This window comes from Streptomyces tremellae (assembly GCF_039540215.1).
Classification (GTDB): Bacteria; Actinomycetota; Actinomycetes; order Streptomycetales; family Streptomycetaceae; genus Streptomyces; species Streptomyces tremellae.
Genome location: NZ_BAABEP010000017.1, coordinates 1 through 26160, shown reverse-complemented (window position 1 = coordinate 26160; position 26160 = coordinate 1). Strand labels below are relative to the sequence as shown.

Annotated in this window: 24 protein-coding genes, 1 pseudogene and 1 riboswitch; of the genes and pseudogenes, 18 read left to right on the top strand and 7 right to left on the bottom strand. The window is 74.3% G+C overall.

What is annotated here, in order from left to right:
* The first annotated feature begins 36 nt into the window (after positions 1-36).
* The 11 genes from ABEA77_RS14650 (at position 37) to ABEA77_RS14600 (ending at position 10422) form a co-directional block, all read left to right on the top strand.
* A complete protein-coding gene (locus ABEA77_RS14650; RefSeq protein WP_345646495.1) occupies positions 37-1215 on the top strand; it encodes an ROK family transcriptional regulator in 1179 nt (392 codons plus the stop codon).
* 93 nt (positions 1216-1308) lie between these two features.
* Positions 1309-1439, top strand: a riboswitch (FMN riboswitch).
* A gap of 178 nt (positions 1440-1617) precedes the next feature.
* Positions 1618-2718, top strand: a complete 1101-nt coding sequence (gene ribD / locus ABEA77_RS14645) for a bifunctional diaminohydroxyphosphoribosylaminopyrimidine deaminase/5-amino-6-(5-phosphoribosylamino)uracil reductase RibD (RefSeq protein ID WP_345646686.1) — start codon at positions 1618-1620, stop codon at positions 2716-2718.
* The gene (locus tag ABEA77_RS14640) at positions 2719-3357 is read left to right on the top strand and encodes a riboflavin synthase (RefSeq protein ID WP_345646492.1); all 639 of its coding nucleotides are present in this window, start codon (positions 2719-2721) and stop codon (positions 3355-3357) included.
* Positions 3354-4016 carry a nicotinamide mononucleotide transporter family protein gene (locus ABEA77_RS14635; protein WP_345646490.1) on the top strand — a complete coding sequence of 221 codons (663 nt, stop codon included), beginning with the start codon at positions 3354-3356 and terminating at the stop codon, positions 4014-4016. The genes ABEA77_RS14640 and ABEA77_RS14635 overlap by 4 nt, the downstream gene beginning before the upstream one ends.
* Entirely contained in the window at positions 4013-5311 is a 1299-nt protein-coding gene (locus ABEA77_RS14630; protein WP_345646488.1) for a bifunctional 3,4-dihydroxy-2-butanone-4-phosphate synthase/GTP cyclohydrolase II, read from the top strand. The genes ABEA77_RS14635 and ABEA77_RS14630 overlap by 4 nt, the downstream gene beginning before the upstream one ends.
* A gap of 61 nt (positions 5312-5372) precedes the next feature.
* Positions 5373-5879 (top strand): 6,7-dimethyl-8-ribityllumazine synthase, encoded by a 507-nt coding sequence (gene ribH, locus ABEA77_RS14625; protein ID WP_345646487.1) that lies wholly within the window; start codon positions 5373-5375, stop codon positions 5877-5879.
* A gap of 12 nt (positions 5880-5891) precedes the next feature.
* Positions 5892-6164 carry a phosphoribosyl-ATP diphosphatase gene (locus ABEA77_RS14620; protein WP_345646486.1) on the top strand — a complete coding sequence of 91 codons (273 nt, stop codon included), beginning with the start codon at positions 5892-5894 and terminating at the stop codon, positions 6162-6164.
* A gap of 203 nt (positions 6165-6367) precedes the next feature.
* On the top strand, positions 6368-7213 hold the full coding sequence (gene hisG / locus ABEA77_RS14615) for an ATP phosphoribosyltransferase (protein ID WP_345646484.1): 846 nt from the start codon (positions 6368-6370) through the stop codon (positions 7211-7213).
* Positions 7214-7289: 76 nt separating this feature from the next.
* Positions 7290-7775 (top strand): PH domain-containing protein, encoded by a 486-nt coding sequence (locus ABEA77_RS14610; RefSeq protein WP_345646481.1) that lies wholly within the window; start codon positions 7290-7292, stop codon positions 7773-7775.
* A 182-nt stretch (positions 7776-7957) separates the two neighbouring features.
* Complete coding sequence (locus ABEA77_RS14605) at positions 7958-9319, top strand: hemolysin family protein (RefSeq protein WP_345646478.1); 1362 nt, start codon at positions 7958-7960, stop codon at positions 9317-9319.
* Positions 9316-10422, top strand: coding sequence for a hemolysin family protein (locus ABEA77_RS14600; RefSeq protein WP_345646475.1), 1107 nt, complete (start codon positions 9316-9318; stop codon positions 10420-10422). The genes ABEA77_RS14605 and ABEA77_RS14600 overlap by 4 nt, the downstream gene beginning before the upstream one ends.
* A gap of 76 nt (positions 10423-10498) precedes the next feature.
* On the opposite strand, the gene ABEA77_RS14595 is transcribed toward ABEA77_RS14600, so the two are convergent.
* Positions 10499-12409, bottom strand: coding sequence for an AAA family ATPase (locus tag ABEA77_RS14595; RefSeq protein WP_345646474.1), 1911 nt, complete (start codon positions 12407-12409; stop codon positions 10499-10501).
* A gap of 392 nt (positions 12410-12801) precedes the next feature.
* Positions 12802-13431 carry a uridine kinase family protein gene (locus ABEA77_RS14590; RefSeq protein WP_345646472.1) on the bottom strand — a complete coding sequence of 210 codons (630 nt, stop codon included), beginning with the start codon at positions 13429-13431 and terminating at the stop codon, positions 12802-12804.
* Positions 13432-13644: 213 nt separating this feature from the next.
* On the opposite strand from ABEA77_RS14590, the gene ABEA77_RS14585 reads away from it, so the two are divergent.
* On the top strand, positions 13645-14994 hold the full coding sequence (locus ABEA77_RS14585; RefSeq protein ID WP_345646469.1) for a peptidase C39 family protein: 1350 nt from the start codon (positions 13645-13647) through the stop codon (positions 14992-14994).
* Positions 14995-15161: 167 nt separating this feature from the next.
* A pseudogene (locus tag ABEA77_RS14580) lies at positions 15162-15782 on the top strand (TetR/AcrR family transcriptional regulator); the annotation flags it as partial.
* A 184-nt stretch (positions 15783-15966) separates the two neighbouring features.
* On the opposite strand, the gene ABEA77_RS14575 reads toward ABEA77_RS14580, so the two are convergent.
* On the bottom strand, positions 15967-16401 hold the full coding sequence (locus ABEA77_RS14575) for a hypothetical protein (RefSeq protein ID WP_345646466.1): 435 nt from the start codon (positions 16399-16401) through the stop codon (positions 15967-15969).
* Positions 16402-16608: 207 nt separating this feature from the next.
* Here ABEA77_RS14575 and ABEA77_RS14570 point away from each other — a divergent pair, with 207 nt between their 5' ends.
* From ABEA77_RS14570 to fxsA, 4 genes are all read left to right on the top strand, one after another.
* Positions 16609-17049: an Lrp/AsnC family transcriptional regulator gene (locus ABEA77_RS14570; RefSeq protein ID WP_345646463.1), complete on the top strand. Its 441-nt coding sequence runs from the start codon at positions 16609-16611 to the stop codon at positions 17047-17049.
* Between the two features lie 30 nt (positions 17050-17079).
* Positions 17080-18720, top strand: a complete 1641-nt coding sequence (locus ABEA77_RS14565) for an amidohydrolase (RefSeq protein WP_345646460.1) — start codon at positions 17080-17082, stop codon at positions 18718-18720.
* A 546-nt stretch (positions 18721-19266) separates the two neighbouring features.
* Positions 19267-20091 (top strand): polyprenol monophosphomannose synthase, encoded by an 825-nt coding sequence (locus ABEA77_RS14560; RefSeq protein WP_345646457.1) that lies wholly within the window; start codon positions 19267-19269, stop codon positions 20089-20091.
* A gap of 72 nt (positions 20092-20163) precedes the next feature.
* Positions 20164-20760: an FxsA family membrane protein gene (fxsA, locus tag ABEA77_RS14555; RefSeq protein ID WP_345646455.1), complete on the top strand. Its 597-nt coding sequence runs from the start codon at positions 20164-20166 to the stop codon at positions 20758-20760.
* Between the two features lie 253 nt (positions 20761-21013).
* Here fxsA and ABEA77_RS14550 read toward each other — a convergent pair whose 3' ends face one another.
* From ABEA77_RS14550 to yczE, 4 genes are all read right to left on the bottom strand, one after another.
* Positions 21014-21388, bottom strand: a complete 375-nt coding sequence (locus ABEA77_RS14550) for an RNA polymerase-binding protein RbpA (RefSeq protein WP_030757047.1) — start codon at positions 21386-21388, stop codon at positions 21014-21016.
* A gap of 269 nt (positions 21389-21657) precedes the next feature.
* Positions 21658-23052 carry an MFS transporter gene (locus ABEA77_RS14545; protein ID WP_345646683.1) on the bottom strand — a complete coding sequence of 465 codons (1395 nt, stop codon included), beginning with the start codon at positions 23050-23052 and terminating at the stop codon, positions 21658-21660.
* A gap of 39 nt (positions 23053-23091) precedes the next feature.
* A complete protein-coding gene (locus tag ABEA77_RS14540; RefSeq protein ID WP_345646452.1) occupies positions 23092-23862 on the bottom strand; it encodes a glycerophosphodiester phosphodiesterase family protein in 771 nt (256 codons plus the stop codon).
* A gap of 17 nt (positions 23863-23879) precedes the next feature.
* Positions 23880-24524, bottom strand: coding sequence for a membrane protein YczE (gene yczE, locus ABEA77_RS14535; RefSeq protein ID WP_345646450.1), 645 nt, complete (start codon positions 24522-24524; stop codon positions 23880-23882).
* A 100-nt stretch (positions 24525-24624) separates the two neighbouring features.
* On the opposite strand from yczE, the gene ABEA77_RS14530 reads away from it, so the two are divergent.
* Positions 24625-26124, top strand: a complete 1500-nt coding sequence (locus tag ABEA77_RS14530; RefSeq protein ID WP_345646447.1) for an SCO1417 family PLP biosynthesis transcription factor — start codon at positions 24625-24627, stop codon at positions 26122-26124.
* The last annotated feature ends 36 nt before the right edge of the window (positions 26125-26160 follow it).

The window sequence follows — 26160 nt, the reverse complement described above, 5'->3', positions numbered from 1 at the left end:
GTTCCCGCTGCCAGGCCGGTCTGGAAGGATTTCGGTATGCCCGCATCCCCGAGTACCGCGAGGGTCATCAACGACCGGCTCGCCCTGGAACACCTCCAGCGCCGGGGCCCTCTGACGGCAGGTCAGCTCAGGGAGCTGACCGGGCTCTCCCGCCCCACCGTGGCCGACCTCGTGGACCGGCTCCAGCACACAGGCCTCGTCAGGGTCGTCGGCGAGAGCGGCAGCGACCGCCGGGGCCCCAACGCGCGGGTGTACGGGATCGCCGCCGACCGCGCCCACCTCGCCGGGCTCGACATCAGGACGGGCAGCGCGTTCGCCGTCGTCGCCGACCTGCTCGGCGAGACCCTCGCCGAGGCCGCCGCGCCCGTCGACGAGGAGAGCGACCCCCGCGAGGCGGCCGAGCAGGCCGTCGCCCTCCTCGAACACACCGTCGAGGAGGCGGGAGCCACCCGGCTGCACAGCGTCGCCGTCGGCGCCCCGGGCCTCGTGGACCCGGCCACCGGCGAACTGCGGGACACCTCCGGGCTGCCCGCCTGGCACCGCAGGCTCGTCACCGCCCTGCCCCGGCGCCTCACCGCCGCCGTCCTCGTGGAGAACGAGACCAACCTCGCCGCCGTCGCGGAACACCGCATCGGCGCGGCCCGAGGACGCGACGACTTCGCCCTGCTCTGGCTCGGTCTGAGCGTCGGCGCCGCCGTCGTCATCGGCGGCAGGCTGCGCCGCGGCGTGTCCGGGGGCGCGGGCGAGATCAGCTTCCTTCCCGTACCGGGCACCGAGGCCCTGCCCTCCGCGGCCGGCTGCGACGGCGGGCTGCACGGCCTCGTCGGCTCCGCCGCCGTCTCCCGGCTCGCCGTGCTCCACGGCCTGACCGCCGAGCCCGCGCCGCACGAACCGCCCGCCGCCGCGTACATCAGGGCCGCACCGGGCGCGGGTGGCGCGGGCACGCGCTTCCTCGACGAGCTCGCCGACCGCGTCGCCCTCGGCGCCGCCGCCCTGGCCGCCGTCCTCGACCCCGGCCTCGTCGTGCTCTCCGGCGAACTCGGCCACGCGGGCGGCCCCGGGCTCGCCGCCCGCGTCGAGCGGCGCCTCGCCGCCCTCTGCCCGCTGCGCACGGACGTCGCCCCGAGCGCGCTCGGCGGCGCCGCCGTCCTGCGCGGCGCCCTCCTCACCGCACGCGACGCCGCCCAGGAGGAGCTGTTCGGCCCCCGCGCGTGACCGACCGTGGCGCCGTACGCACTGTGAGCCAGGGCACAGCAATCACCCACCCGGGTGACGGACGTCCGTGGCACACTGGTCGCGTACAAGAAGCAGCGCACTCCGGGGTCGGTGAAACTCCGAACCGGCGGTTACAGTCCGCGACCCGTCCGCCTCCAGCGGACGGTTGACCAGGTGAAATTCCTGGACCGACGGTTAAAGTCCGGATGGGAGGCAGTGCGCGGCGGGCCCCTGCGGGGCACGCCTGTGCGGCTTGTCCGCCACCCGGCGGACAGCACCGCGAGCAGGTGTACCCGCTGGAGAGGTCCCGCTTCTCTGTCGTCACGACAGGCCCCGGAGTCCGTGCCCGAGAGGCAGGAGGACCCGGTGGGACGGGCGACGGACCAGGCCGACATCGACGCCATGCGGCGCGCCGTGGCGCTCGCCGCCCGCGGTCTCGGAGCCACCAGTCCCAACCCCGTCGTCGGCTGCGTCGTCCTCGACGCCCGGGGACGCCTCGCGGGCGAGGGCCACCACGAGCGGGCCGGCGGCCCCCACGCCGAGGTCAACGCCCTGCGCGCGGCGGGAGAACGGGCCCGCGGCGGCACCGCGTACGTCACCCTCGAACCCTGCAACCACACCGGCCGCACCGGGCCCTGCGCACAGGCGCTGATCGCGGCGGGCGTCGCCCGCGTCCACTACGCGGTCGCCGACCCCACCCCGCAGGCCACCGGCGGCGCCGCCACCCTCAGGGCCGCGGGCGTCCACGCCGAGCAGGGGCTGCTCGCCGACGAGGCCGAGGAGGGCAACGCCGCCTGGCTGACCGCCGTGCGCCGCGGCCGGCCCCACGTCACCTGGAAGTACGCGGCCAGCCTCGACGGCCGGGTCGCCGCCGAGGACGGCAGCAGCCGCTGGATCACCTGCGCAGAGGCCCGCGCCGACGTGCACCGCCTGCGCGCCGAGTCGGACGCCGTCGTCGTCGGCGCCGGAACGCTGCGCGCCGACGACCCGCACCTCGCCGTGCGCGGCCGCCCCGGCGCCGTCCAGCCGCTGCGGGTCGGCGTCGACACCACCGCCACCGCCGTGCGCCCCGGCGCCCGCATCCTCGACGCCGAGGCACCCACCCTGATCGCGGTCGCCGAGGACGCCGACCCCCGGGCCGTCGCCGCGCTGAGCGCCCGCGCCGAGGTCGTCCCGCTGCCCCGCGCCGGACAGGGTGTCTCCGTGGCCGCGCTGCTCGACGCCCTGTACGCCCGCGGCGTGCGCGGCGTACTGCTCGAAGGCGGACCCGCGCTCGCCGGGGCCTTCGTCGCCGCGGGAGCCGTCGACCGGGTCGTCGGCTACCTCGCACCCGTCCTGCTCGGCGCCGGGCCCGCCGCCCTCGCCGACGCCGGAATCCCCACCATCGCCGACGCGTTGCGCCTGCGCATGACGCAGAGCGTCCGCGTCGGCGCCGACCTGCGGATCACCGCGGTACCCGAGGCGGCCGCCAGGCCGGCCGCCCCCGCACAGAAGGAGCGCTGAGTGTTCACCGGAATCGTCGAAGAACTGGGTGAGGTCACCGCAGTCGAGGACCTCGGTGACTCCTGTCGCTTCACGCTGCGCGGGCCCCTCGTCACCGAAGGCGCGAAACACGGCGACTCGATCGCCGTCAACGGCGTCTGCCTCACCGTCGCCGAGCACGGCGGCGACCGGTTCACGGCCGACGTGATGGCCGAGACGCTGGGGCGCTCCAGCCTCGGCGCGCTCACCGTGGGCTCCCCGGTCAACCTGGAGCGCACGGTCGCTGTCGGCGGCCGCCTCGGCGGCCACATCGTCCAGGGCCACGTCGACGGCACCGGCAGCCTCGTGGCCCGCACGCCCTCCGAGCACTGGGAGATCGTCAAGATCGCGCTCCCCGAGGGCCTGAGCCGCTACGTCGTCGAGAAGGGCTCCATCACGGTCGACGGCGTCAGCCTCACCGTCGTGGACGCGGGCCCCGACTACTTCACCATCAGCCTCATCCCCACCACGCTCGCGCTGACGACGCTCGGCTCCAAGGGGCCGGGCGACCCGGTCAACCTGGAGGTCGACATCCTCGCCAAGTACGTCGAGCGGCTGCTCGGCGACGGACGGCGGCCCGCGGGCGCACCCTCCCTACCCGTAGAGGAGCCCACGCGGTGAGTACGGTCTCCTGGCTCAACAGCGAGGCCTTCACGGCCTTCGGCCAGCACATCCTCTGGTCCGACATGATCGGCAACACCATGGGGCTGCTGGCGCTCGCCCTCGGCTGGCGGCGGTCCGTGTGGACCTGGCCCGCCCAGTTCCTGTCCGGCGCCATCCTCGTCGCCGCGTACTTCTCCGCGCACCTCAGCGGCGGCATGGGCAAGCAGCTCATCGTCATCGTGGTGGCGCTGTGGGGCTGGCGGCAGTGGCGCGTCCGCGGCGGCCACGGCCGTGCCGCGGACGGCGGCGCCGTCACCGTGCGGTTCGCCACCTGGCGCGAGCGCGCCCTGCTGATCGCGGGCACCGCCGTCGGCACGGCCGCGCTCGGCGCCCTGTTCACGGCCTACCCCAGCCTGTCCTGGAGTCCCTGGCAGGACGCGTACATCTTCGTCGGCACCCTGGCGGCGATGGTCGCCCAGGCCCGCGGCCTGGTCGAGTTCTGGTTCGCCTGGCTGCTGGTCGACGTCGTCGGCGTACCGCTGGCCTTCAGCAGCGGCCTCGCCTTCTCCGGCTTCGTCTACGTGATCTATCTGGCGCTCGTCCTGTGGGGCATGCGCGACTGGTGGCTGCGCTCGCGGCGCACCGGCTCCCTGGCGCTTGGAGGCGCGACGGCATGACAGCAACGACCGCACCCGCCTGGTACACCGCGGACCGCGCGGAGGGCCTCACCCTCGACCCGGTCGAGCGCGCCGTCGCGGACATCGCGGCGGGCCGCCCCGTCGTCGTCGTGGACGACGAGGACAGGGAGAACGAGGGCGACCTCGTCGTCGCGGCGGAGAAGGCCACCCCCGAGATCGTCGCCTTCATGATGTCCGAGTGCCGCGGCCTGATCTGCGCCCCCATGGAGGGCCCCGAGCTCGACCGGCTCGAACTACCGCAGATGGTCGGCGAGAACACCGAGTCCATGCGGACCGCGTTCACCGTCTCCGTCGACGCGGCCCACGCCCACGGCGTCACCACCGGCATCTCCGCCGCCGACCGCGCCACCACGCTCGCCCTCCTCGCGAGCGGCGAGGCGGGCCCCGCCGACTTCGTCAGGCCGGGCCACGTCTTCCCGCTGCGCGCACGCCCGGGCGGCGTCCTGGTGCGGGCCGGCCACACCGAGGCGGCCGTCGACCTCGCCCGCCTCGCCGGGCTCAGGCCCGCGGGCGCCATCGTGGAGATCGCGGGGGAGGACGGCACGATGCTGCGGCTGCCGCAGCTCGTCCCGTTCGCCCGCAAGCACGGCCTGACGATCATCTCCATCGAGGCCCTGATCGCCTACCGGCGCAGCGCCGAGCCCGTGGTGCACCGCGCCGCCGAGGTCCGGCTGCCCACCGCCTTCGGCCCTTTCACCGCGTACGGCTACCGCTCGGCCGCCGACGGCGTCGAGCACGTGGCGCTCGTCCACGGCGACCTCGGCGACGGCGAGAACGTCCTCGTGCGCGTCCACTCCGAGTGCCTCACCGGCGACGTCTTCGCCTCCCAGCGCTGTGACTGCGGCCCCCAGCTGCACGCCTCCATGCGGCGCGTCGTGGAGGAGGGCCGCGGCGTCGTCGTCTACCTGCGCGGCCACGAGGGCCGCGGCATCGGCCTGCTCTCCAAGCTCCGCGCGTACGAGCTCCAGGAGCGCGGCCTCGACACCCTCGACGCCAACCTCGAGCTCGGGCTGCCCGCCGACGCCCGGGACTACGCGGCGGGCGCCCAGATCCTCCAGGACCTCGGCGTGCACAGCCTCACCCTCATGACCAACAATCCCGACAAGACCGACGCGCTCAGCGCCCACGGCCTCGTCGTGAGCGGACGCGAGCCGATGCCCGTCACGGCGGGCGAGCACAATCTGCGCTACCTGCGCACCAAGCGGGACCGCATGGGGCACGACCTGCCCTGGCTCGACACCGCGGTCCCGGCCTCGGCCTGCGGCAACCAGTGAGCAGCGGCCCCGCACGGGGCACCATCCACCCAAGCGAGCGACAGCAGGAACAGGGAGAGAAGTGAGCGGCAAGGGCGCGCCGGAACTGACCGTCAAGAACTGCGGCGACCTCAGGATCGCCGTGATCGCGGCCAGCTGGCACGAGCAAGTGATGGACGGCCTCGTCGACGGCGCCCTGCGCGCCCTGCACGAACTGGGCATCGACGAACCCACCCTGCTGCGGGTCCCGGGCAGCTTCGAGCTGCCCGTCGTCGCCAGGGCCATGGCGGACCGCGGCTACGACGCCGTCGTGGCGCTCGGCGTCGTCATCAGGGGCGGCACACCGCACTTCGACTATGTGTGCCAGGGCGTCACCCAGGGGCTGACGCAGGTCTCCGTCGACACCGGCGTCCCCATCGGCTTCGGCGTGCTGACCTGCGACACGGAACAGCAGGCCCTGGACCGCGCGGGCCTCGAAGGCTCCGCAGAGGACAAGGGGCACGAGGCCGTCACCGCGGCCGTCGCCACCGCGACCATCCTGCGGACCGTCGCGGAACCCTGGCGGCAGGCGTCAGGCGCCTCCCGATAGAGTGGCGGCACCATGTCCAAGAAGACGTTCGAGGAGCTGTTCACCGAGCTCCAGCAGAAGGCCGCCCACGGCGACCCCGCGACCTCCCGCACCGCCGAGCTGGTGGGCAAGGGCGTCCATGCCATCGGCAAGAAGGTCGTCGAGGAGGCCGCCGAGGTCTGGATGGCCGCCGAGCACGAGGGCAAGGACGCGGCGGCCGAGGAGATCTCGCAGCTCCTGTACCACGTCCAGGTGATGATGGTCGCCCGCGGCATCGCCCTCGACGACGTGTACGCCCATCTCTGAGCCGCCGTCCTCCGCGCGCCCCGGCACCCCGGCCGCCGCGCGGACGGCGCGGCGGCCCGCCCCCTCCCCGCGGCCCGCCCGGACACCCCGGCGGCCGCCCCGCGCGCCGCGCTCCGGCGCGCCCGCCTCCCGCACCACCGGACGGGCGCCGCGCCGGCGCCCGCCCCCGCACATCCGACCCCGCATCGAAGGAAGCCTTTCCCATGCTGCGCATCGCCATCCCCAACAAGGGTTCACTGTCCGGACCTGCGTCGGCGATGCTCCATGAGGCGGGCTACCGGCAGCGCAAGGAGTCCAAGGAACTCGTCCTCGTCGACCCCGCCAACGAGGTGGAGTTCTTCTACCTCCGCCCCCGGGACATCGCGATCTACGTGAGCTCGGGCCGCCTCGACATCGGCATCACGGGACGGGACCTGCTGGTCGACTCGGGCGCCGACGCGGAGGCCATCCTGCCCCTCGGCTTCGCCCGCTCCACCTTCCACTACGCGACGAGGCCCGGCGCCGCGAAGGGCATCGAGGACTTCAGCGGGATGACGATCGCCACCTCCTACGAGGGCATCGTCGCGCGGCACCTCGCCGACAGCGGCATCGACGCCGCCGTCGTCCACCTCGACGGCGCCGTCGAGACGGCCATCCAGCTCGGCGTCGCCCAGGTCATCGCCGACGTCGTCGAGACCGGCACCTCGCTGCGCAACGCGGGCCTCGAAGTGGTCGGCGAGCCGATCATGACCTCGGAGGCGGTCGTGGTGCGCCGCACCGGCGCCACCGAGGACCCCGAGGTCGACCGGTTCCTGCGCCGCCTCCAGGGCGTCCTGGTCGCCCGCACGTACGTGATGATGGACTACGACTGCCGCGCCGAGCACCTGGAGCGGGCCGTCGCCCTCACCCCGGGCCTTGAGTCCCCGACCGTGTCGCCGCTGCACAACGAGGGCTGGGTCGCCGTCCGCGCGATGGTCCCCACCGTCGACGCGCAGCGCATCATGGACGACCTGTACGCGCTCGGGGCCCGCGCCATCCTCACCACCGCCATCCACGCCTGCCGGCTCTGACGGCGCCGCAGCACGAGGACCGAGGGGACGAGCGCCGATGCCGCCGACCACACCGCAGGAGGAGGACCGGGGCCCCATGCCCGCAACCACCGCCCCGCAGGGCCCGCCCGTCCTGCCGGTCACGTTCAGGCCGCGGCGCACCCGGATCGTGGCGCTGTGCGTCGGCGTCGTCATGTTCGTCAGCATCACCGCGCTCGCCCTGCTCCTCGACAGCGCCGCGCCCTGGGAGCAGGCGAGCTTCGTCGTGCTCGCCGCACTGTTCCTCTGCGTCATCGCGGTGCTCAGCCGGCCCAAGGTCGTCGCGGAGGAGAGCGGGGTGACCGTGGTGAACCTCACACAGGTGCGCAAGCTGGCCTGGGCGGAGGTCCTGCGGGTCAATCTGCGGCAGGGCGACCCCTGGGTCTTCCTCGACCTCAGCGACGGCAGCAGCCTGCCCGTGATGGGCATCCAGCCCGGAATCGCACGGCAGGCCGCGATCCGCGACGCCCGCGCGCTGCGCGCCCTCGTGGAGGCCCGCGGCACGGGCAGCGAGTCGGGCGGCGCGGCGCCGGGGGACCGCTGAGCCATGCCCTCGCAGGCGCCGTCTTGTTTACTCTGTGGTGCGGGGCGCCGGGTGCGCCCCGCCCCGCATCCCCGGCCGGTCACGGCCCGCGGGGAAATCCTGCGAATAGAGGAGTGACTCCCTCCAGCAATGGACGGAACGTCCTGTAGTACCTGCGCCGCCCCCTCTCCGGAGGCGGCGGCATGATCGTCCCCCTGCTCCTGCTCGCGGCGGCGCTCGTCCTGATCCTCGCCAACGGCTTCTTCGTGGCCGCCGAGTTCGGTCTCGTCACCGTGGAGAGGGCGGACGCCGAGCGCGCCGCCGCCGCGGGCGACCGGCGCGCGGCGGTCGTCGTGAAGGCCGTGCGCGAGCTGTCCTTCCAGCTCTCCGGCACCCAGCTCGGCATCACCGTCACCTCCCTGGTCGTCGGCATGCTCGCCGAACCCGCCCTCGACGACCTGCTCGCGCCGCCGCTGGCCGCGACGGGCCTGCCCGAGGGCGCGGTCTCCGCGATCGCCGTGGTGGTCGGCATGCTCGTCGCCTCCGGTGCCCAGATGGTCATCGGAGAACTCGTACCGAAGAACTGGGCGGTCTCCAGGCCGCTCCAGGTCGCGCGGTTCGTCGCCGGGCCGCAGCACCGCTTCACCCTGCTGTTCCGGCCCGTCATCGCCCTGCTCACCGCCGTCGCCAACCGGATCGTCCGGACGCTCGGTGTCGAGCCGGCCGACGAGCTGGCCTCCGCCCGCACCCCGGGCGAACTCGTCTCGCTCGCCCGCCACTCCGCCAAGGCCGGCACCCTGGAACAGGACACCGCCGACCTGTTCGTACGGACCGTCGCGCTCGGCGGCCTCACCGCCCAGCACGTGATGACGCCGCGCGTGAAGGTCAGCGCGCTCCAGAGCGATGCCACCGCGGCGGACGTCGTGAACCTCACGCGCGCCACCGGCCTGTCCCGCTTCCCGGTCTACCGGGAGCGGATCGACGAGATCGTCGGCATGGTCCATCTCAAGGACGCGCTCGCCGTGCCCGCGCACCTGCGGCAGCGCACCCCCGTCACCCGTGTCGCCATCCCCGCGCTGCTGGTGCCCGAGACGCTGCCCGCGCGCCAACTGCTGGCCCGGCTCCGCACCCAGCAGCCGATCGCCGTCGTCGTCGACGAGTACGGCGGCACCGCGGGCGTCGTCACCATCGAGGACATCGTGGAGGAACTCGTCGGCGAGGTGCGCGACGAGCACGACGACGAGGGCGAGGCACGTCCCGAGATCGTGCCCGTGGCACCCGAGGACGGGCGGGCCGCCTGGGAGGCCGAGGGCAGCACCCGCGTCCTCACTCTCAGGCGGATCGGCCTCGAAGCACCCGACGGGCCCTACGAGACGCTCGCCGGCCTCGTCGCCGACCTCCTCGGCCGCATCCCGGTGCCGGGCGACCGGGTGGAGCTGCCGGGCTGGCGGCTCTCCGTGCGCCAGGTCGACCGCTACCGCGCGGAGCGCGTACGGATCGTCCGCACGGCCGCCGTGCCCGGGGCGACCTCACCCGAGACCGCGGCGGCGGGAGGCCGGCGATGAGCCTCCTCCAACTGGTCTGCGCGGTGCTCCTCGTACTCGTCAACGGCTTCTTCGTCGCGGCCGAGTTCTCCCTCGTCTCCGTGCGCCGCAGCCAGATCGAGCCGTACGCGCGGCAGGGTTCGGTGCGCGCCCGCAGGACCCTCCACGGTCTTGAGAACCTGCCGCAGATGATGGCCGCCGCGCAGTTCGGCGTCACGATCTGCTCCCTGACGCTCGGCGCGGTCGCCGAGCCGACCGTGGCCCACCTGCTCGAACCCGTCTTCCAGGCGGTGCACGTGCCCGAGGGCGCCGTGCACCCCGTGGGGTACGCGATCGCGCTGGTCCTCGTGTCGTTCCTGCACCTCGTCATCGGCGAGATGGTGCCGAAGAACCTCGCCATGGCGGCGCCCGACAAGGCCGCGATGTGGCTGAGCCCCTGGCTGGTCGCCTTCGCGCGGCCCTGCCGCCCGGTGACCACCGCGCTCGCCGCCTGCGCGCGGCTGGTGCTGCGGCTGTTCCGGGTGGAACCCAAGGACGAGATCGACGCGGTGTACACCAGCGTGCAGCTGGTGCGCCTCGTCGAGGACTCGGGCCAGGCGGGGCTGCTCGAACCCGAGGCGCAGGAGCAGCTTGAGGACGCGCTCGAACTGGGCAGCAGGCCCGTCACCGACGTCCTGCTGCGGCGCGCGTCCCTGGTGACGGTCACCGCGGCCGTCACACCCCGGGAGATCGAGGAGCTGACGGTGCGCACCGGCTACTCGCGCTTCCCGGTGTGCGCGGCGGCGGGCGGTGCCTTCATGGGGTACCTGCACGTCAAGGACGTCCTCGACCTGGAGGACCCGGAGCGTGCCGTGCCCCAGTACCTGTGGCGCCCGATGACCACGCTGCGCGCGGAACTCCCGCTGGACGACGCGCTCACCGTGATGCGCAGGGCCGCGACGCACCTCGCGCAGGTCGCGGACGCGTCCGGCCGGGTCATCGGCCTCGTCGCGCTGGAGGACGTGCTGGAGACCCTGGTCGGCGAGGTCCGCGACCCGTCGCACCGGGAGGCGCCCGCGCCGCTGCCCACCCAGGACACCGTCACGGGCGGCGGTACGGGCCTGGCGCTGAGTCCGCGCCCGTGACCTGCCGCGCCCGCCGCGGGGCCCGTACCGAACGGGCCCCGCGGCGGGCGCGCGGAACCGCGGCCCGGGCCAGGGGTCAGCCCGGCTGCCCGTCCCCGCGGCGCCCCGCGAGCACCTCGCCGTACGCCTGCATCAGGTCGGGCAGGCGGAGCGTCGACAGGTCCTCGCGGGTCGGCGTGCCCGCGTACCCGGCGAGCCGCAGGTCCCGGTAGGCGCAGGACTTCTCGTAGAGCGTCCGCAGGAAGCGGCCGTTGCCCAGCTCGTCGATCCAGCCCTGGTCCACCACGTGCAGGCTGAGCGAGCGCAGCTCGTCGAGCGCCTCCTCGTCCCAGTGGTCGCCGCCCTCGGCCGCGAGAACCTCGCCGATCGCGGTCAGTTCGAGCGGCCGGTAGCTCGGGAAGTCCACCCGGGTGGTGAACCGGGACGACAGGCCGGGGTTGGCGGCGAAGAGCCGCTCCATGCCCTCGGGGTAGCCGGCCAGGATCACCACCAGGTCGTCCCGGTTGTCCTCGGCCCGCTTCAGCAGCACCTGGAGGGCCTCCTCGCCGTAGGCGTCGCCCTTGCTGTAGCCCGCGTTGGAGAGGCTGTACGCCTCGTCCACGAAGAGGACCCCGCCGATCGCGGAGTCGATCAGCTCGTTCGCCTTGACCGCCGTCTGGCCGAGGAACTCGCCCACGAGGTCGGCCCGCTGCGCCTCCACCAGATGGTCGCCGCCGAGCAGCCCGAGCGCGTAGAAGACCCGGCCGAGGATCCGCGCCACGGTGGTCTTGCCGGTGCCCGAGGGACCGAGGAAGACGAAGTGCCGCTTCGGCGGCTGGACCGGGAGTCCCTCGCCGGCCCGCAGCCTGGCCATGTTCAACTGCGCGGAGAGCGCCCTGACCTGACGCTTCACCGGTTCCAGGCCCACCATCCGCTCCAGCTCCGCGAGCGCCTCGGCGAGCAGGGCCGGGTTGGCGGCGGCGAGCGGGACGGCGGAGCCTGCGGAGGGCTGCCGCGGCGGCGGGTCCGTGCGCTCGCGTATCTCGTCGGGGGAGCGCGCGGGGGCGGGCGGTCCCGCGGCGCCTGGCACCGCGGAGCCGAAGCGCGGGTCCGTGGGGAACGCGGCGTCCTGCTGCTCGCCCTGCGGCTCGGAGACGGCGTCGATCCCCGGGCCGGCCAGCGCGACGGGCACCGCGCCCGCCGGGTCCGCCGGGTCGTAGGGGCCGCCGTCCTCCGGGTCGTAGCCGTCGGCGTCGGCTATGGCGGCCAGCCGGGCGGCCGTGTCCATGAAGTACGGGTCCATCCGGTGCACCGCCCGGTACAGCGGTAAGGCGGCGGCGGTGCGCCCGGTGCCCTCATGGGCGCGGGCCAGCCAGTAGCGCAGCTCCTTGCGCTGCGGCTGCTCGCTGCGGCAGCGCATCAGGGCCGTGGCGAGCAGCGGCTCCGCCTGCCCGTACATCTCCAGCCTGATGCGCGCCATGCCGGCGAAAAGACCGGCCTCGGTGCCGAGTTGCGGGTCGTCGAGCAGCGGGTCCGTGCACCGGGCCAGCAGCTCCCAGTCCTTGACGAGGTAGGCGCGGCAGGCGTGGAGGAACCGCACCTGGGGGTCGGCCTGGGCGGGCGGCAGCGCGGCGAGCGCCTGGTCGAGCTCGGGGACCCGGCGGCTGTCGAGCCAGTGCGAGGCGTGGGCGAGCAGCAGGTCCCGCTCGGTCTCCAGGATCGGCTGGACCCACCAGCCGAGCCAGTACCAGGAGTTGAGGGTGCGTCCGTGCCGGGCCCGCTGCTCGCCGAAGCGGTCGCGGCCCGCGTGCATCCGCAGCAGGGCGGTGGCGGTGTCCGCGCGCAGGGCGTGCAGTCCGAGCCAGCCGTCGGCCATCCCGGGGTCGAGCCGCACCGCGGTCCTGAACTCCTCCTCGGCCTGCTGGTAGGCGCCCATCGTGTACGCGTCGACGCCCCGCACCCACGCGAGGTCGGCCGGGGCCATCATGCCCGGCGTACCGATGTCCATCCAGGTCCCCCACACACGCCGTGCCCCGTGGTGTCCCGGCGGGCGGCTGCCCACCAGCCCCTGCTCAACCACCTCTGGGCGGACGGAATCTGACCGCACCGCAGTGCATCGTACCCACGTACGGCGGGGCTCCAAGCGGCCGGGCGTGATCACCGGCAGACCGCCGAGCGGTCACGGCGCGTGACGAAAACGGCCGGTGGGAGGCGCCCCGGTCGTGCGCGGACAGAACGAAGCCCCCGGTCACGGGGGAACGACCGGGGGCTTCGTGTCTGGGGCGGCCGCTCGAGAAGCCGCACATTGAGAACGTAAGACCACCACCGCCCCGCGGTCAAGCCGCGCCGGAGGCGGCCACGGACCGCTCCGGCAGACCGTCGCGCTGACGCGACACACCGTCACGGTGTGTGAGAAGGAGGGGTGAGTGGGCCGCCCGCGCGATGAGTTGTGAGCGCCCCACCGCTCACTCGTGCCACGCGATACCCCTCAGGAACCTCCCGCACCAGTGCGTCCGCGTACGGCCGTGACGGGTCGGCGGCGAAGTGCCCGGCCTCGGCGCGAACCCACCCGTCCCAGAAGTCCGCGAGGCCGGCCCCGTCCCTGCGCCTGCCGCGCCGCCACGCGTCCTCGGCGCCCCGGTCCATCCACAGCAGCGCGGCGAGCAGGGGGCGCAGCCCCGCCCGGCCCGCGCCCACGCCCTCGACGAGGACGACCGGCGCCGGCGGCAGGCTCCGGGGCGCGGTGAAGCGGCGCGCGCTCCAGTCGTACGGCGCGTACCGCGCCTCCTGCCCGTGCGCCAGCGGCCCGGTCACCTGCCGGGTGAGCCGCGGCAGCCAGCCGAACGGCTCGTCGTGGCTCGCGAGGTCGTCGAGACGCAGGACCGGCGCGCCGCCCAGCACCGCCGCGAGCCGGCCGGCGAAGGTGCTCTTTCCCGAGCCCGCGTGCCCGTCCACCGCCACGAGGCGCACCGGCCCGCACGAGGGGGGCAGCGCGGCGAGCGCGTCGGCCAGTGCGGGAAGGTCGTCCATCCGGCCAGCCTACGGGCGGCGGCCACCGGCCCCCGCGCACGGCGGCGCCGCCGCATCGCCGCAGGCAGCGTCAGTGGTCCATGCCAATGACGGTCGGGGCGAGTCGCCCCGGAAGTGTGGCCTCACGGCCGGGGGAGAGGCGATAGTGGGCCCGAGCCGCACTGTTCGATCAGTCGTCACCGCGTTCGTCGCGCCCACTCCGACAGGAGTCGTATGACCATGCACACCTCGCGCAGAACCGTTCTTGCCGCAGCGATCGCGGCGGCAGCCGCGGCGGGAACCCAGGCCGCGTCCGCCGCCCCCGCCGCGGGCCGCGACGCACCCCCGGCGGGCACCGTGGACAACGCGTTCTGGTCCGGCCGCCACGGCTGGCTCGCCGGCACGGGCCGCGGCACCCGCGTCGCGCCCGGCGGCGCCCAGGGGATCACCCTCGGCGAGGCCGTGGGCCGCACGGACTATGCGGACCCGCACACCGGCACCACCGCCACCTGGGAGTACGCCACCTGGACCGGCCCGCTCCACCGCCCCGCCGTGCCCGCCACCGAGATCGTCGCCCACTGGAACGCCGACACCCCCGCCGGCACCTGGCTCCAGGTGGAACTCCAGGGCCACTACACCGACGGCACCCGCACCCCCTGGTACGTGATGGGCCGCTGGACGGCGGGCGACGCAGACGGCGACATCCGGCGCACCTCGGTCGACGGCCAGTCCGACGGCCACTCGTCCATCTCCACCGACACCTTCGCGCTCGACGACGAGGCGGGGGCGCTGCGCGTCGCCGCGTACCGGCTGCGGCTGACGCTCTACCGGAAGCCGGGCACCCGCGGGACGCCCGTCGTGCGGCGGCTCGGCGCCATGGCCTCCGCCGTGCCCGCCCGCTTCACCGTGCCCACCTCGAAGCCGGGCCTCGCGCACGAACTGCGCGTCCCCGCCTACTCGCAGGACATCCACAAGGGCCAGTACCCGCAGTACGACAACGGCGGGGAGGCCTGGTGCAGCCCCACCTCCACCTCGATGGTCCTCGACTACTGGGGCCACGGCCCCACCCGCGCGGAGACGGCCTGGGTCGATCCCTCGTACGCCGACCCGCAGGTCGACACCGCCGCCCGCTACACCTACGACTACCAGTACGAGGGCTGCGGCAACTGGCCCTTCAACGCGGCCTACGCGGCGAGCCGCGGGATGAACGCGGCCGTGACGAGGCTGGGTTCGCTCAGCGACATCGAGACCTTCGTCGCCGCGGGCATGCCGGTCATCACGTCGCAGTCCTTCCTCGCCTCGGAGCTGACCGGCGCCGGCTACGGCACCTCGGGCCACCTCATGGCGATCGTCGGTTTCACCGCGGACGGCGACGTGATCGCCAACGACCCGGCGTCCGAGGACGACGCGGCCGTGCGCAACGTCTACCGGCGGTCCGAGTTCGAGACCATCTGGCTGCGCACCAAGCGCCACACCGACACCGGCGCCGTGGCCTCCGGGTCCGGCGGTGTCGTCTACCTCTACTGGCCGCCCCGGCCGACGCGGGCGCAGGAGCGCGCCCTGAAATCCTTCGGCCTGCTCTGAGCGTAACCGGTGTGTTCCGGCACACCACTCGGTGTGCCGGAACACACCGAGTGGTGTGCGCGTCCCGGTACGACCTGCGGTGTCCCCCGGTAACCCCTGGGGCCTTGCGGCGCTGCCGTCTCTGACATACTGCCAGTTCCGTGACGGCCGGAGGGCGGGACGCGCAGGTGAATCGTGGTCAGCAGAGCGGCGCTTCGTCCCGGTCGCAGGCTCGACGGTCCGAACTCATCGCCACCGGGCGGAAGTTGTTCGCGAACACCTCCTACGACGCCCTGTCGATGGACGACATCGCCCGCCACGCGGGGGTCGCCAAGGGGCTGATCTACTACTACTTCAAGAGCAAGCGCGGCTACTACCTGGCCATCGTGGAGGACTCGGTCCACGAGCTGGTGACACTCGCCGTGAGCGACCCGGGGCTGCCGCGCGCGGTACGCGTGCAGCGCACCGTCGAGGCGTACCTCCGCTTCGCGCAGGAGAACGAGTCCGCCTACCGCACCATCATCAACGGCGGGGTCGGGTTCGACACGCAGGTGCAGGCCATCAGGGACGCCGTGCGGCAGGGGCTCGTCCTCACCCTGGCCGAGGGCGCCTACGGTACGCAGGACATCCCCGCCATCGCCAGGCTCGCGCTCCTCGGCTGGCTCAGCAGTGTCGAGTGGCTGACGCTCGAATGGCTCGGGCACCAGGAACTCGCCCTGGAGATCCCGCGCGACCTGCTGGTGCGCATGCTCAGGCACACGCTCGACACCATCGAGGAGTTCGCGCCCGAGTGCCCCTCACCGCCACCCGACCCCGACTGGCACCCCGTGACGGGCCGGGAGCCCGCGGACGGCGGACAGGACACGGAGACGGGGCAGGCCACGGACACGGACACGGACACCGGCCAGGACCCCGGCGCGCGGCCCGAGCACGGCTGAACACGGCGCGCACGGACGGCTGACACGGCCCGCGCACACGCCTCCTGACGGTGCGTCAGGCAGCCGCGGCCCGCGGCGCCGCGTGCAGCGCCCGCACGCCCGCCGGCGCCGTCCAGCGCACCGGACGCGAGCCGGGGCCGCCCACGTGCGAGAAGGGCTGGGTGCGCCAGTCGAGCCCCTGCGGCAGCGTCAACAGCAGCCCCGCCTCCTGCTCCTGGGCCCCGGCGCCCGCGTCGGCCGACCCGGCGTCCGCGGCGGGAGTGCCCGTACCCGGGCAGACGGAGAGCGTGAACGGGCTCCAGCGGGTGGGGCACAGGGCGTGCTCGGGGAGGGTGTCCTCGTCCGCGAGCAGGGCGATCGGCTGCACACAGGAGGGGCAGACGACCCGGTACATCTCGAAGGTGTCGTCGAACCCGCCGTCCTCCGCGGCGACATCGTCGAACTCGGCGGACTTGGCCCCGGACGTACCGGTGCGCTTGAGGCTCTGCATGTGGAGTCATTCCCCCTTGGACGGGCCGACCAGGATCGTGTGGTCTCGACCACAGCAAGCACTTCCCGCCGCGTGCGCCGGGTAACCGCGGTGGCCGGCCGGAGCCACCGGCGGATGCTGTGGTCTTCGTCACACGAGGTGTCCGTGGATCATCCCACCCCCGTTCCGGCTGTGCCGGGAGCGACCTGGGGGAATAGGTTGACCCGCATGGAGGAGCTGGATCGCCGCATCGTGGAGTTGCTCGTCAAGGACGGCCGGATGAGCTACACCGACCTGGGCAAGGCCACGGGCCTGTCCACGTCGGCGGTGCACCAGCGGGTCAGGCGGCTCGAACAGCGCGGCGTGATCCGCGGCTACGCCGCCGTCGTGGATCCCGAGGCCGTGGGACTGCCGCTGACCGCGTTCATCTCGGTCAAGCCGTTCGACCCGAGCGCCCCCGACGACATCGCGGAGCGCCTCTCCGGCATCGACGAGATCGAGGCCTGCCACAGCGTCGCGGGCGAAGAGAACTACATCCTCAAGGTCCGGGTCTCCGCACCGGTGGAACTCGAGGACCTGCTCACCCGCATCCGCACCCTCGCGGGCGTCTCCACCAGGACCACCGTGGTCCTCTCCACGCCCTACGAGTCGCGGCCGCCCCGGATCTGAGCGCGGTGGGACAGGCGGGAGACTGTCCCCATGAACCCGAGCACCGCCCCCCAGAGCCACTCCCGCACCGTGCTGCTGCGCCGCGGCGAGGTCCACAGCCCCGCAGATCCGTTCGCCACCGCGATGGTGATCGAGCGCGGACAGGTCGCCTGGGTCGGCTCCGAGGGCGCCGCCGACTCCTTCGCGAGCGGCGTGGACGAGGTCGTGGACCTCGACGGCGCGCTCGTCACCCCCGCCTTCACCGACGCGCACGTCCACACCACCGCGACCGGGCTCGCGCTCACCGGCCTCGACCTGACCGGCGCGCGGGACCTGGCCGAGGCGCTCGCCGCCGTGCGCGCCTACGCCGCGGCCCGCCCCGCCGACCGGGTACTCCTCGGACACGGCTGGGACGCCTCGCGCTGGCCGGGCCTGCGGCCGCCGAGCCGCGCGGAGCTGGACGAGGCCACGGGCGGGAGGCCGCTCTACCTGACCCGCGCCGACGTGCACTCCGCCGTCGTCACCACCGCCCTGCTCGACCTGGTCCCCGGCGTCACGGGCAGCCCGGGCTACGCCCACGACGCCCCCGTCACCGGCGAGGCCCACCACGCCGTACGGGCCGCCGCGCACGCCGCCGTCACCCCGGCCAGGCGCGCGGAGGCGCAGCGCGCCGCGCTCGCCCGCGCCGCCTCCCTCGGCATCGGCTCGCTGCACGAGTGCGGCGGCCCCGAGATCTCCGACGAGGACGACTTCACCGCGCTGCTCGCGCTCGCCGAGACCGAGCCGGGACCCCGGGTGCGCGGGTACTGGGCCGAGCCCGTCACCGACGAGAAGGGCGCGCGGCGGGTGCGGGAACTCGGCGCGCTCGGCGCGGCGGGCGACCTCTTCGTGGACGGCTCGCTCGGTTCCCACACGGCGTGGCTCCGCGAGCCGTACGCGGACGCCCCGGGCACCGGGCAGCCGCAGCTCGACGCGGACGCCGTCGCCGCGCACGTGGCCGCCTGCACCGAAGCAGGTCTCCAGGCGGGCTTCCACGCTATCGGCGACGCGGCGCTCGCCGCGGTCGTCGCCGGGGTACGGGCCGTCGCGGAGCGCCTCGGGACCGCCCGGGTACGGGCCGCGCGCCACCGGATCGAGCACGCGGAGATGATGACCCCCGAGACGGTCGCGGCCTTCGCCGAACTCGGCCTGACCGCCTCCGTGCAGCCCGCCTTCGACGCGGCCTGGGGCGGCGAGGACGGCATGTACGCGACGCGCCTCGGCGCCGCGCGGGCCGGCACCCTCAACCCGTACGCGGCCCTGCTGAAGGCCGGCGTGCCGCTCGCCCTGGGTTCCGACGCGCCGGTCACGCCGCTCGACCCGTGGGGCACCGTGCGGGCCGCCGCCTTCCACCGCACCCCCGCCCACCGGGTCTCCGTACGGGCCGCCTTCACCGCCCACACCCGGGGCGGCTGGCGGGCCTTCGGCCGTGACGACGCCGGGGTCCTCGCGCCGGGCGCGCCCGCCGACTACGCGATCTGGCGCACCGGGGAACTCGTCGTCCAGGCGCCGGACGACCGGGTGGCGCGCTGGTCCACCGACCCGCGCTCCGGCACGCCCGGGCTGCCCGACCTGACGCCCGGCCACGTCCTGCCGGAGTGCCTGGAGACCGTCGTCGGCGGGGAAACCGTCTTCAGGCGACCGAACGAGTGACGTGGGGACGCGCCGCGCCGCGCCACCCGGGCCGCCGCGCTCCCCGGCGACCTGCGGATCTTCGTCGCTGACCTGCTGGTTCCCGGCGACGGGGCAGGTGGGGCGCGTGTTGACAGCCGGGCGCCGAGGGCGGGTAGGTTCGGCGAGTCCACCACAGGACGACCGTCCGGCGTTCCCCGCGCCCTCGCCGAACGCCACTGGGTCAGGGGAGGCGTGCCGCACCGGCGCACCTCCACTGGGAGCCAGGCCCAGCCCCGGCGCGGCGGCGGAGCGGGAAGGTTTCAGCCGGTCGGCGGGTGCGACCCGGGCGGGGCCCCGGCGTTCAGTAGACAACGGCTTTCGGTCGGCCCGCAGCCAGCGGGCCCCAGGTCGGCCCGAAGGACGCCGGGTCCCGGTCCGCAGCCGGCGCCCCGGCCCGGTGCCGCCGAGCGCTCCCTCCGCGAGGGAGCGGGGCGGCGCCGCACGCCGACATGCCACCGTGGAAGCGACCCCCGCGCCCGTGCTCGCTATGGTGGTGCCCCGGCGCAGGACGACGAAGGGGCACTAGTGAACGACGGCGGTCAGAGGCGGTTCGGCCCGCTCGGCTCGGCCTTGGTGATCATCCCGACCTACAACGAGGCGGGGAACGTCGAGGCCATCGTCAAGCGTGTGCGCTCCGCGGTGCCCGACGCCCACATCCTGGTCGCCGACGACAACAGCCCCGACGGCACAGGCCGCATCGCCGACGGCCTCGCAGCGGCCGACGGCAACGTCCACGTCCTGCACCGCGAGGGCAAGGAAGGGCTGGGCGCCGCCTACCTCGCCGGCTTCCGCTGGGGCATCGACCACGGCTACGGCGTCCTGGTGGAGATGGACGCGGACGGCTCCCACCAGCCCGAGGAACTGCCCCGCCTGCTCACCGCGCTCAAGGGCGCCGACCTGGTGCTCGGCTCCCGGTGGATGCCCGGCGGCCGGGTGGTCAACTGGCCGCGCACCCGCGAGCTCATCTCGCGCGGCGGCAGCACGTACTCCCGGCTGCTGCTCGGCGTCCCGATGAAGGACGTCACCGGCGGCTACCGCGCCTTCCGCAAGGAGACCCTCGAAGGGCTCGGCCTCGACGACGTCGCCTCGCAGGGCTACTGCTTCCAGGTCGACCTCGCGCGGCGCGCCGTCGAGGCCGGCTACCACGTGGTCGAGGTGCCGATCACCTTCGTGGACCGCGAGGTCGGCGACTCCAAGATGAGCCGCGACATCTTCGTGGAGGCCCTCTTCCGGGTCACCGCGTGGGGCGTGGAGACCCGGGCCAACCGGCTGCTCGGCAGACGGGCCGTCGGCCGCGCGCGCACCGCGGGGGAGTCCCCCGCCGAGTCGCGGCCCGCCGAGTCCTCCTGATCGCCCACGCCCGCCGTACGCCCCCGCCCACCCCTTATGCCGTACGGACGTGACGCCAGGCACACTGGAGACATGACCACCGCCATGCCGCAGGGGACGGCCCCCAAGCGTTCGCGCGCCCGGGGGCTGCTGCCGCTCGCCGTCCTCGTCTGGATCGCCCTGGAGATCTGGCTGCTGACGCTCGTCGGCGGCGCCACGAACGGGTTCGTGGTCTTCCTGATCATCGTGGCGGGCATCGTGCTCGGCTCCGCCGTTGTGAAGACGGCGGGCCGGCGCGCCTTCCAGAACCTGCGCTCGACCCTCCAGCAGGCGCAGCGGGGCGGGGTGACCCCCGAGCGGAGCGCCGACTCCAGCAGGAACGGCTTCCTGATGCTGGGCGGTCTGCTGATCATGATCCCGGGGCTGATCACCGACGCGGCGGGTCTGCTGTTGCTGATCCCGCCGGTCCGCGCCGTCGTGGGGCGCGTCGCCGACCGGTCGGTGGAGCGGCGGATGCGCGCCGCGGTGCCCGGCGATCTCCGGGACACGTTCCAGCAGGCCCAGCGGGCCCGGATGGCCCAGGACGGAACGGTGGTCCAGGGCGAGGTCGTGCGGGACGACGACGCCCCGGGCTCCGGCCGCCGCGACGGCCGCGACGACGAGGGACCCCGCCCGCCCCTCACCCCCTGACGAACGGGACCTCTCTGACATCGGGTCCCTGACGATCAGGGTCCCTGACGACCGGGGCCTGCCCCTGACGACCGGGGCGCGGACGGGAGACCCGGGCGCCGGGAGATCTCCCGGACCTCCGGGGCCCGCCGACCGGCCGAGCACGGTAAGCCGTGGGCAGGGAAAAGCCGCGGGCTGCGACACCGAGATCGTGTCGCAGCCCGCGGCTTGTCGTCTGTGCCGCCCGGTGCCCTGCCCGGGGAGCGGTCCGGAATCAGGCGGACTTCCGGCTGTCCCGCGGATGCACCGCGATGTTCATCGCGCCCGACCGGAGCACGGCGAGCCGCTCCGCCAGGACCTCTTCGAGCTCCTCGCGCGTACGCCGCTCCATGAGCATGTCCCAGTGCGTACGGGCGGGCTTGCCCTTCTTCTCCTCAGGTCCTTCCCCGTCCACCAGGAGTGCCTGGGCGCCGCACGCCTTGCACTCCCACTCCGGCGGAATCTCCGCCTCTACCGAGAACGGCATCTCGAATCGATGTCCGTTCTGGCATGCGTACTCCACCGCCTGGCGCGGGGCCAGATCGATGCCGCGGTCCGTCTCGTAGCTGGTCACCACGAGTCGCGTGCCGCGGAGAGCTCGCTCACTCATGAATCGTGCCTCCCGGGCTTGTCGCCCACAGGACAAAATGTCGCTGTCGTCGTCTTCCGGTCAACGTCCGGTCGGCGGTAAAGATTCCCGTTCCGGTGCTGCGTCGCCCGTCGTACCGCTGGTCCTCACTAGGTCTTCGCGTACCCGCCGTGGTCCGTTTCGTCACCTCTCGCGTGAGATGTCACCCCGGGGTTTTCCGTACTGAACCACGCAGGAACGGTACGGCTGGCAGGCCAAACGCGTACACTACCGCCCTTTCGCCCCGGCGTCTAAATCCGTTCGGGCACGGTGTTGCCCGCGTCGGCCACCGCCTGCCTCACCGGTACCCGCGCGAGCAGCACGGAACCCACCACGAAGAACACCAGAAGTGAGACGATCGCCACCCGGTAGCTGCCGGTCAGCTGGTACGCGAGGCCGAAGGCGAGCGGCCCGAGCCAGCTCAGGCCCCGGTCGCTGAGCTCGTAGGCCGAGAAGTACTCGGCCTCCTTGCCCGCGGGCACCATGTGCGAGAACAGCGACCGCGAAAGCGCCTGGCTGCCGCCGAGCACCAGGCCGATGGCCGCCGCGAGGAAGAAGAACCAGACGGGGGACCCCGCGGGCAGGAAATAACCCCCCACAAGGATGAGGACCCATACGCCGAGCGACCCGAGGACCGTCCGTTTCCCGCCGTAGAGCCGCGCGAGCCGCCCCATCGCGAGCGCCCCCGCGACCGCGAGCACCTGCACGAGCAGCACCGCGACGATCAGTGTGGACTGGCCGAGGCCCAGCTCCTCCGAGCCGTAGACCGACGCCTGGGAGATCACCGTCTGGATGCCGTCGTTGTAGATGAGGAACGCGAGCAGGAACGCCAGCGTCAGCGGATGGCGGCGCATGTCCCGCAGCGTCGCCGCGAGCTGCCGCCAGCCGGTGCCCGCCGTCCCTGCCGCCGTCCTCCCGCCGTCCGCGCCGCGGGACGCCGCCCGCCGGTCGCGCAGCCTGCGCAGCGGGACCACGGTGAACGCGCCCCACCACAGGCCCGCGGAGGCCAGGCAGATCCGCACCGCCGTCGACTGGGAGAGGCCGAAGGAGTCGTGGCCCGAGTAGAGCACCAGGTCGAGGACGAGGACGAACGCGCCCGAGGTGTAGCCGAACGCCCAGCCACGCGAGGAGACCCGGTCGCGCTCCTCGGGCCCGGCGATCTCCGGCAGATACGCGTTGTAGAGGGCGGACGACACCGGCAGCGCCACGTTCGCCACGATCAGCAGCCCCGCGCCCAGCAGATAGCGGTCCCCGTTGAGGAAGAACATCCCGGCCGTGGCCGCGGCCCCCACGTACGCCGAGGCCGCGAGCAGCGGCTTCTTGCGGCCGGTACGGTCCGCCGCCGCGCCCACCAGCGGCATCGCCAGCACCGCAAGCACGATCGACGCCGAGATCGTGTACGCGTACAGCGAGCCCGCGCGCACCGGGATGCCCAGCGGGTGGACGAAGCCCCTTGCGTCGGCCGCGGCGCGCGCCACCGAGGTGAGGTAAGGACCGAGGAAGACCGTGATGACGCTCGTCGAGTAGACCGAGTTGGCGAAGTCGTAGAAGTACCAGCCGCGCTGCTCGCGTCTGCGGGCCCCGGGGCCCTCGTCGGCGGCCGACCTGTCCGCCCTTGCCGTCTCGTGCGCGGGCCCGACCGTCACCTGCGTCACCTCTCCGTCCCCTGTGCCCCGCGCCTCCGGTCAGCGCCACACTCCGCGTGCCTCGAACACCGCCCGGAGCGTCTCCAGATGATCGGTCATGATGCCATCCACGCCGAGGTCGAGGAGCGCCTCCATCCGATCCGCCTCGTTGACCGTCCAGACGTGCACCTGGAGGCCCCGGGCGTGGGCCCGCGCCACGAACCTGCGGTCCACCACCCGCACCCCCGCCTGCTCCACCGGGACCTGCGCGCACACCGCGCCGCGGCGCACCGGGAACGGCACCCCGAGCGAGGACAGGCGCAGCCCGAGCACGCCGCGCACCCCGTACGAGGTGGCGAGCCGCGGGCCCGCGAGCCGGGCGGCGCGCGCCACCCGCGCCTCGGAGAACGACCCGACGCAGACCCGGTCCCAGCTGTCCGTCGACCTGATCAGGTCGAGCAGGGGCAGCAGCGCGGGCGGCGCCTTGACGTCGACGTTCCAGCGGGCGTCCGGGAACTCGGCCAGCAGGTCGGCGAGGAGCGGCAGCGGCTCGCGGCCGGCGACGCGCGCCCGCGCCACCTCGGCCCACGACAGGGCCCCGATCCGGCCGCGCGCGTCGGTGACCCGGTCGAGCGTCGCGTCGTGGAAGGCGACGAGCCTGCCGTCCGCCGTCGCGTGCACGTCCGTCTCGAAGTAGCGGTAGCCGAGTTCCGCGGCGCGGCGGAACGCGGCCGCCGTGTTCTCGATGCCGCCGGCCGCGCCGCCCCGGTGGGCGAACGCGAGCGGCGTCGGACGGTCGAGGTACGGGTGGAGCGGGCGCGTGCGGGTCACGGGCGCAGTATGGCGCCCTACGGTGTCGTCCCGGCGACCGCGGGTGGGCGGCAGCCCGCCGCGGGGAGGGCGAAGACGCGCAGGAACAGCTGCGCGAGCGGGCCGATCGCCAGCGCGTACGCGACCGTGCCCACGCCGAGCGAGCCGCCAAGCGCGAACCCGGCGGCGACCACCGCGACCTCGATCGCCGTGCGCACCAGCCGGACGGAGCGCCCTGTGACCTGGTGCAGCCCCGTCATCAGGCCGTCGCGCGGACCCGCGCCGAACCGTGCCGCGAGGTACAGGCCCGTCGCCGCGCCGTTCAGCACGATGCCGGCCGCGAGCAGGCAGACCCGGGCGGCCAGGGAGTGCGGCCCCGGTACCGCGGCGGTCGTCGCGTCGATGGCGAGCCCCACCACGAACACGTTGGAGACGGTGCCGAGCCCCGGCCGCTGCCGCAGCGGGATCCACAGCAGCAGTACGGCGGCGCCGATGACGATCGAGGCCGTGCCGATCGGCAGGCCGAGCAGGTCGCCGACGCCCTGGCCCAGGACGTTCCACGGTTCGAGGCCGAGGTTCCCGCGGATGATCAGCGCGGACGACGCGCCGTACAGGGCGAGACCCGCGTACAGCTGGACGAGGCGGCGCGGCAGCCGCCGGCCTCGGTAAGGCGCAAGGGGCACGGCGTACCCTTTCCATGGCATCGGTGGACCGGTGAGCGCCAGCCTGTGGCAGGTCGGCCGGGGCCAACCATGGCCAATTCGGGGAAGGTGGACCGCAGTCATGGCCCAGTGGACGTCCGCGGTGGGCGCGACCCAGCTCGCCAGGCAGCTCGCCGCGCAGCGCACGGCAGGTGCGGCGGCGCCCGCGGGCGGGCGCAGGCCGCCCGCCTACCGCGCCCTCGCCGACGGCATCAGGCTGCTCGTGCTTGAGGGCCGCGTGCCGGTCGCCGCCCGGCTGCCGGCGGAGCGCGAGCTCGCCGTGGCGCACGGCGTCAGCAGGACCACGGTCGCGGCCGCCTACGAGGCGCTGCGCTCCGAAGGCTTCCTGGAGTCCCGCAGGGGAGCGGGCAGCTGGACCGCGGTGCCCGCGGGCAACCCGCTGCCCGCCCGCGGCCTCGAACCCCTGCCGCCCGAGTCCCTCGGCTCCCTCATCGACCTCGGCACGGCCGCCCTGCCCGCGCCGGAGCCGTGGCTCACCCGCGCGGTCGGCGGCGCGCTCGGCGAACTGCCGCCGTACGCGCACACCCACGGCGACTATCCGGCGGGGCTGCCGGTGCTGCGGCAGCTGCTCGCCGAGCGGTACACGGCGCTCGGCGTGCCCACCATGCCCGAGCAGATCATGGTCACGACGGGCGCGATGGGCGCCATGGACGCGATCTGCCACCTCTTCGCGGGGCGCGGCGAGCGGATCGCCGTCGAGTCGCCCTCGTACGCCAACATCCTCCAGCTGATGCGAGAGGCGGGCGCGCGGCTGGTGCCGGTCGCCATGGCCGAGGGCCTGGGCGGCTGGGACGTGCCGCGCTGGCGGCAGGCGCTGCGGGACGCGGCCCCGCGGCTCGCGTACGTCGTCGCCGACTTCCACAACCCCACGGGCGCGCTCGCCGACGAGGACCAGCGCAGGCAGCTGGTGGAGGCGGCGCGCTCGGCCGGCACGGTGCTCGTCGTCGACGAGACCATGTCGGAGCTCGCGCTCGACGAGTACGTCGCGATGCCGCGCCGGGTCTGTGCCTTCGACCCGGCGGGCAGCACGGTGATCACGGTCGGTTCCGCGAGCAAGGCGTTCTGGGCGGGCATGCGGATCGGCTGGGTGCGGGCAGCGCCCGACGTGGTCCGCTCGCTCGTCGCCGCCCGCGCCTACGCCGACCTCGGCACCCCCGTACTCGAACAGCTCGCCGTGCACTGGCTGATGGAGACCGGGGGCTGGGAGGAGGCGCTGGGGCTGCGGCGCGCGCAGGCCAGGGAGAACCGGGACGCGCTGGTCGCCGCGGTGCGCGCGGCGCTGCCCCGCTGGGAGTTCGAGGTCCCGTCCGGCGGCCTGACGCTCTGGGTGCGCACCGGCGGCCTCTCGGGCTCGCGGCTCGCCGAGGTCGGTGAGCGCGTGGGCGTCCGGGTGCCGTCCGGGCCGCGGTTCGGCGTGGACGGCGCGTTCGAGGGGTACGTACGGCTGCCGTTCACGGTCACGGGTCCGGTGGCGACGGAGGCGGCCGCCCGGCTGGCCCGCGCGGTCGCCCTCCTGGAGTCGGGCACGGCCCCCCACGCGCCCCGCACCTCCCCGGCCTGAGGCACGGCCGGGACGCGTCGTGCCGGCGAGGCACAC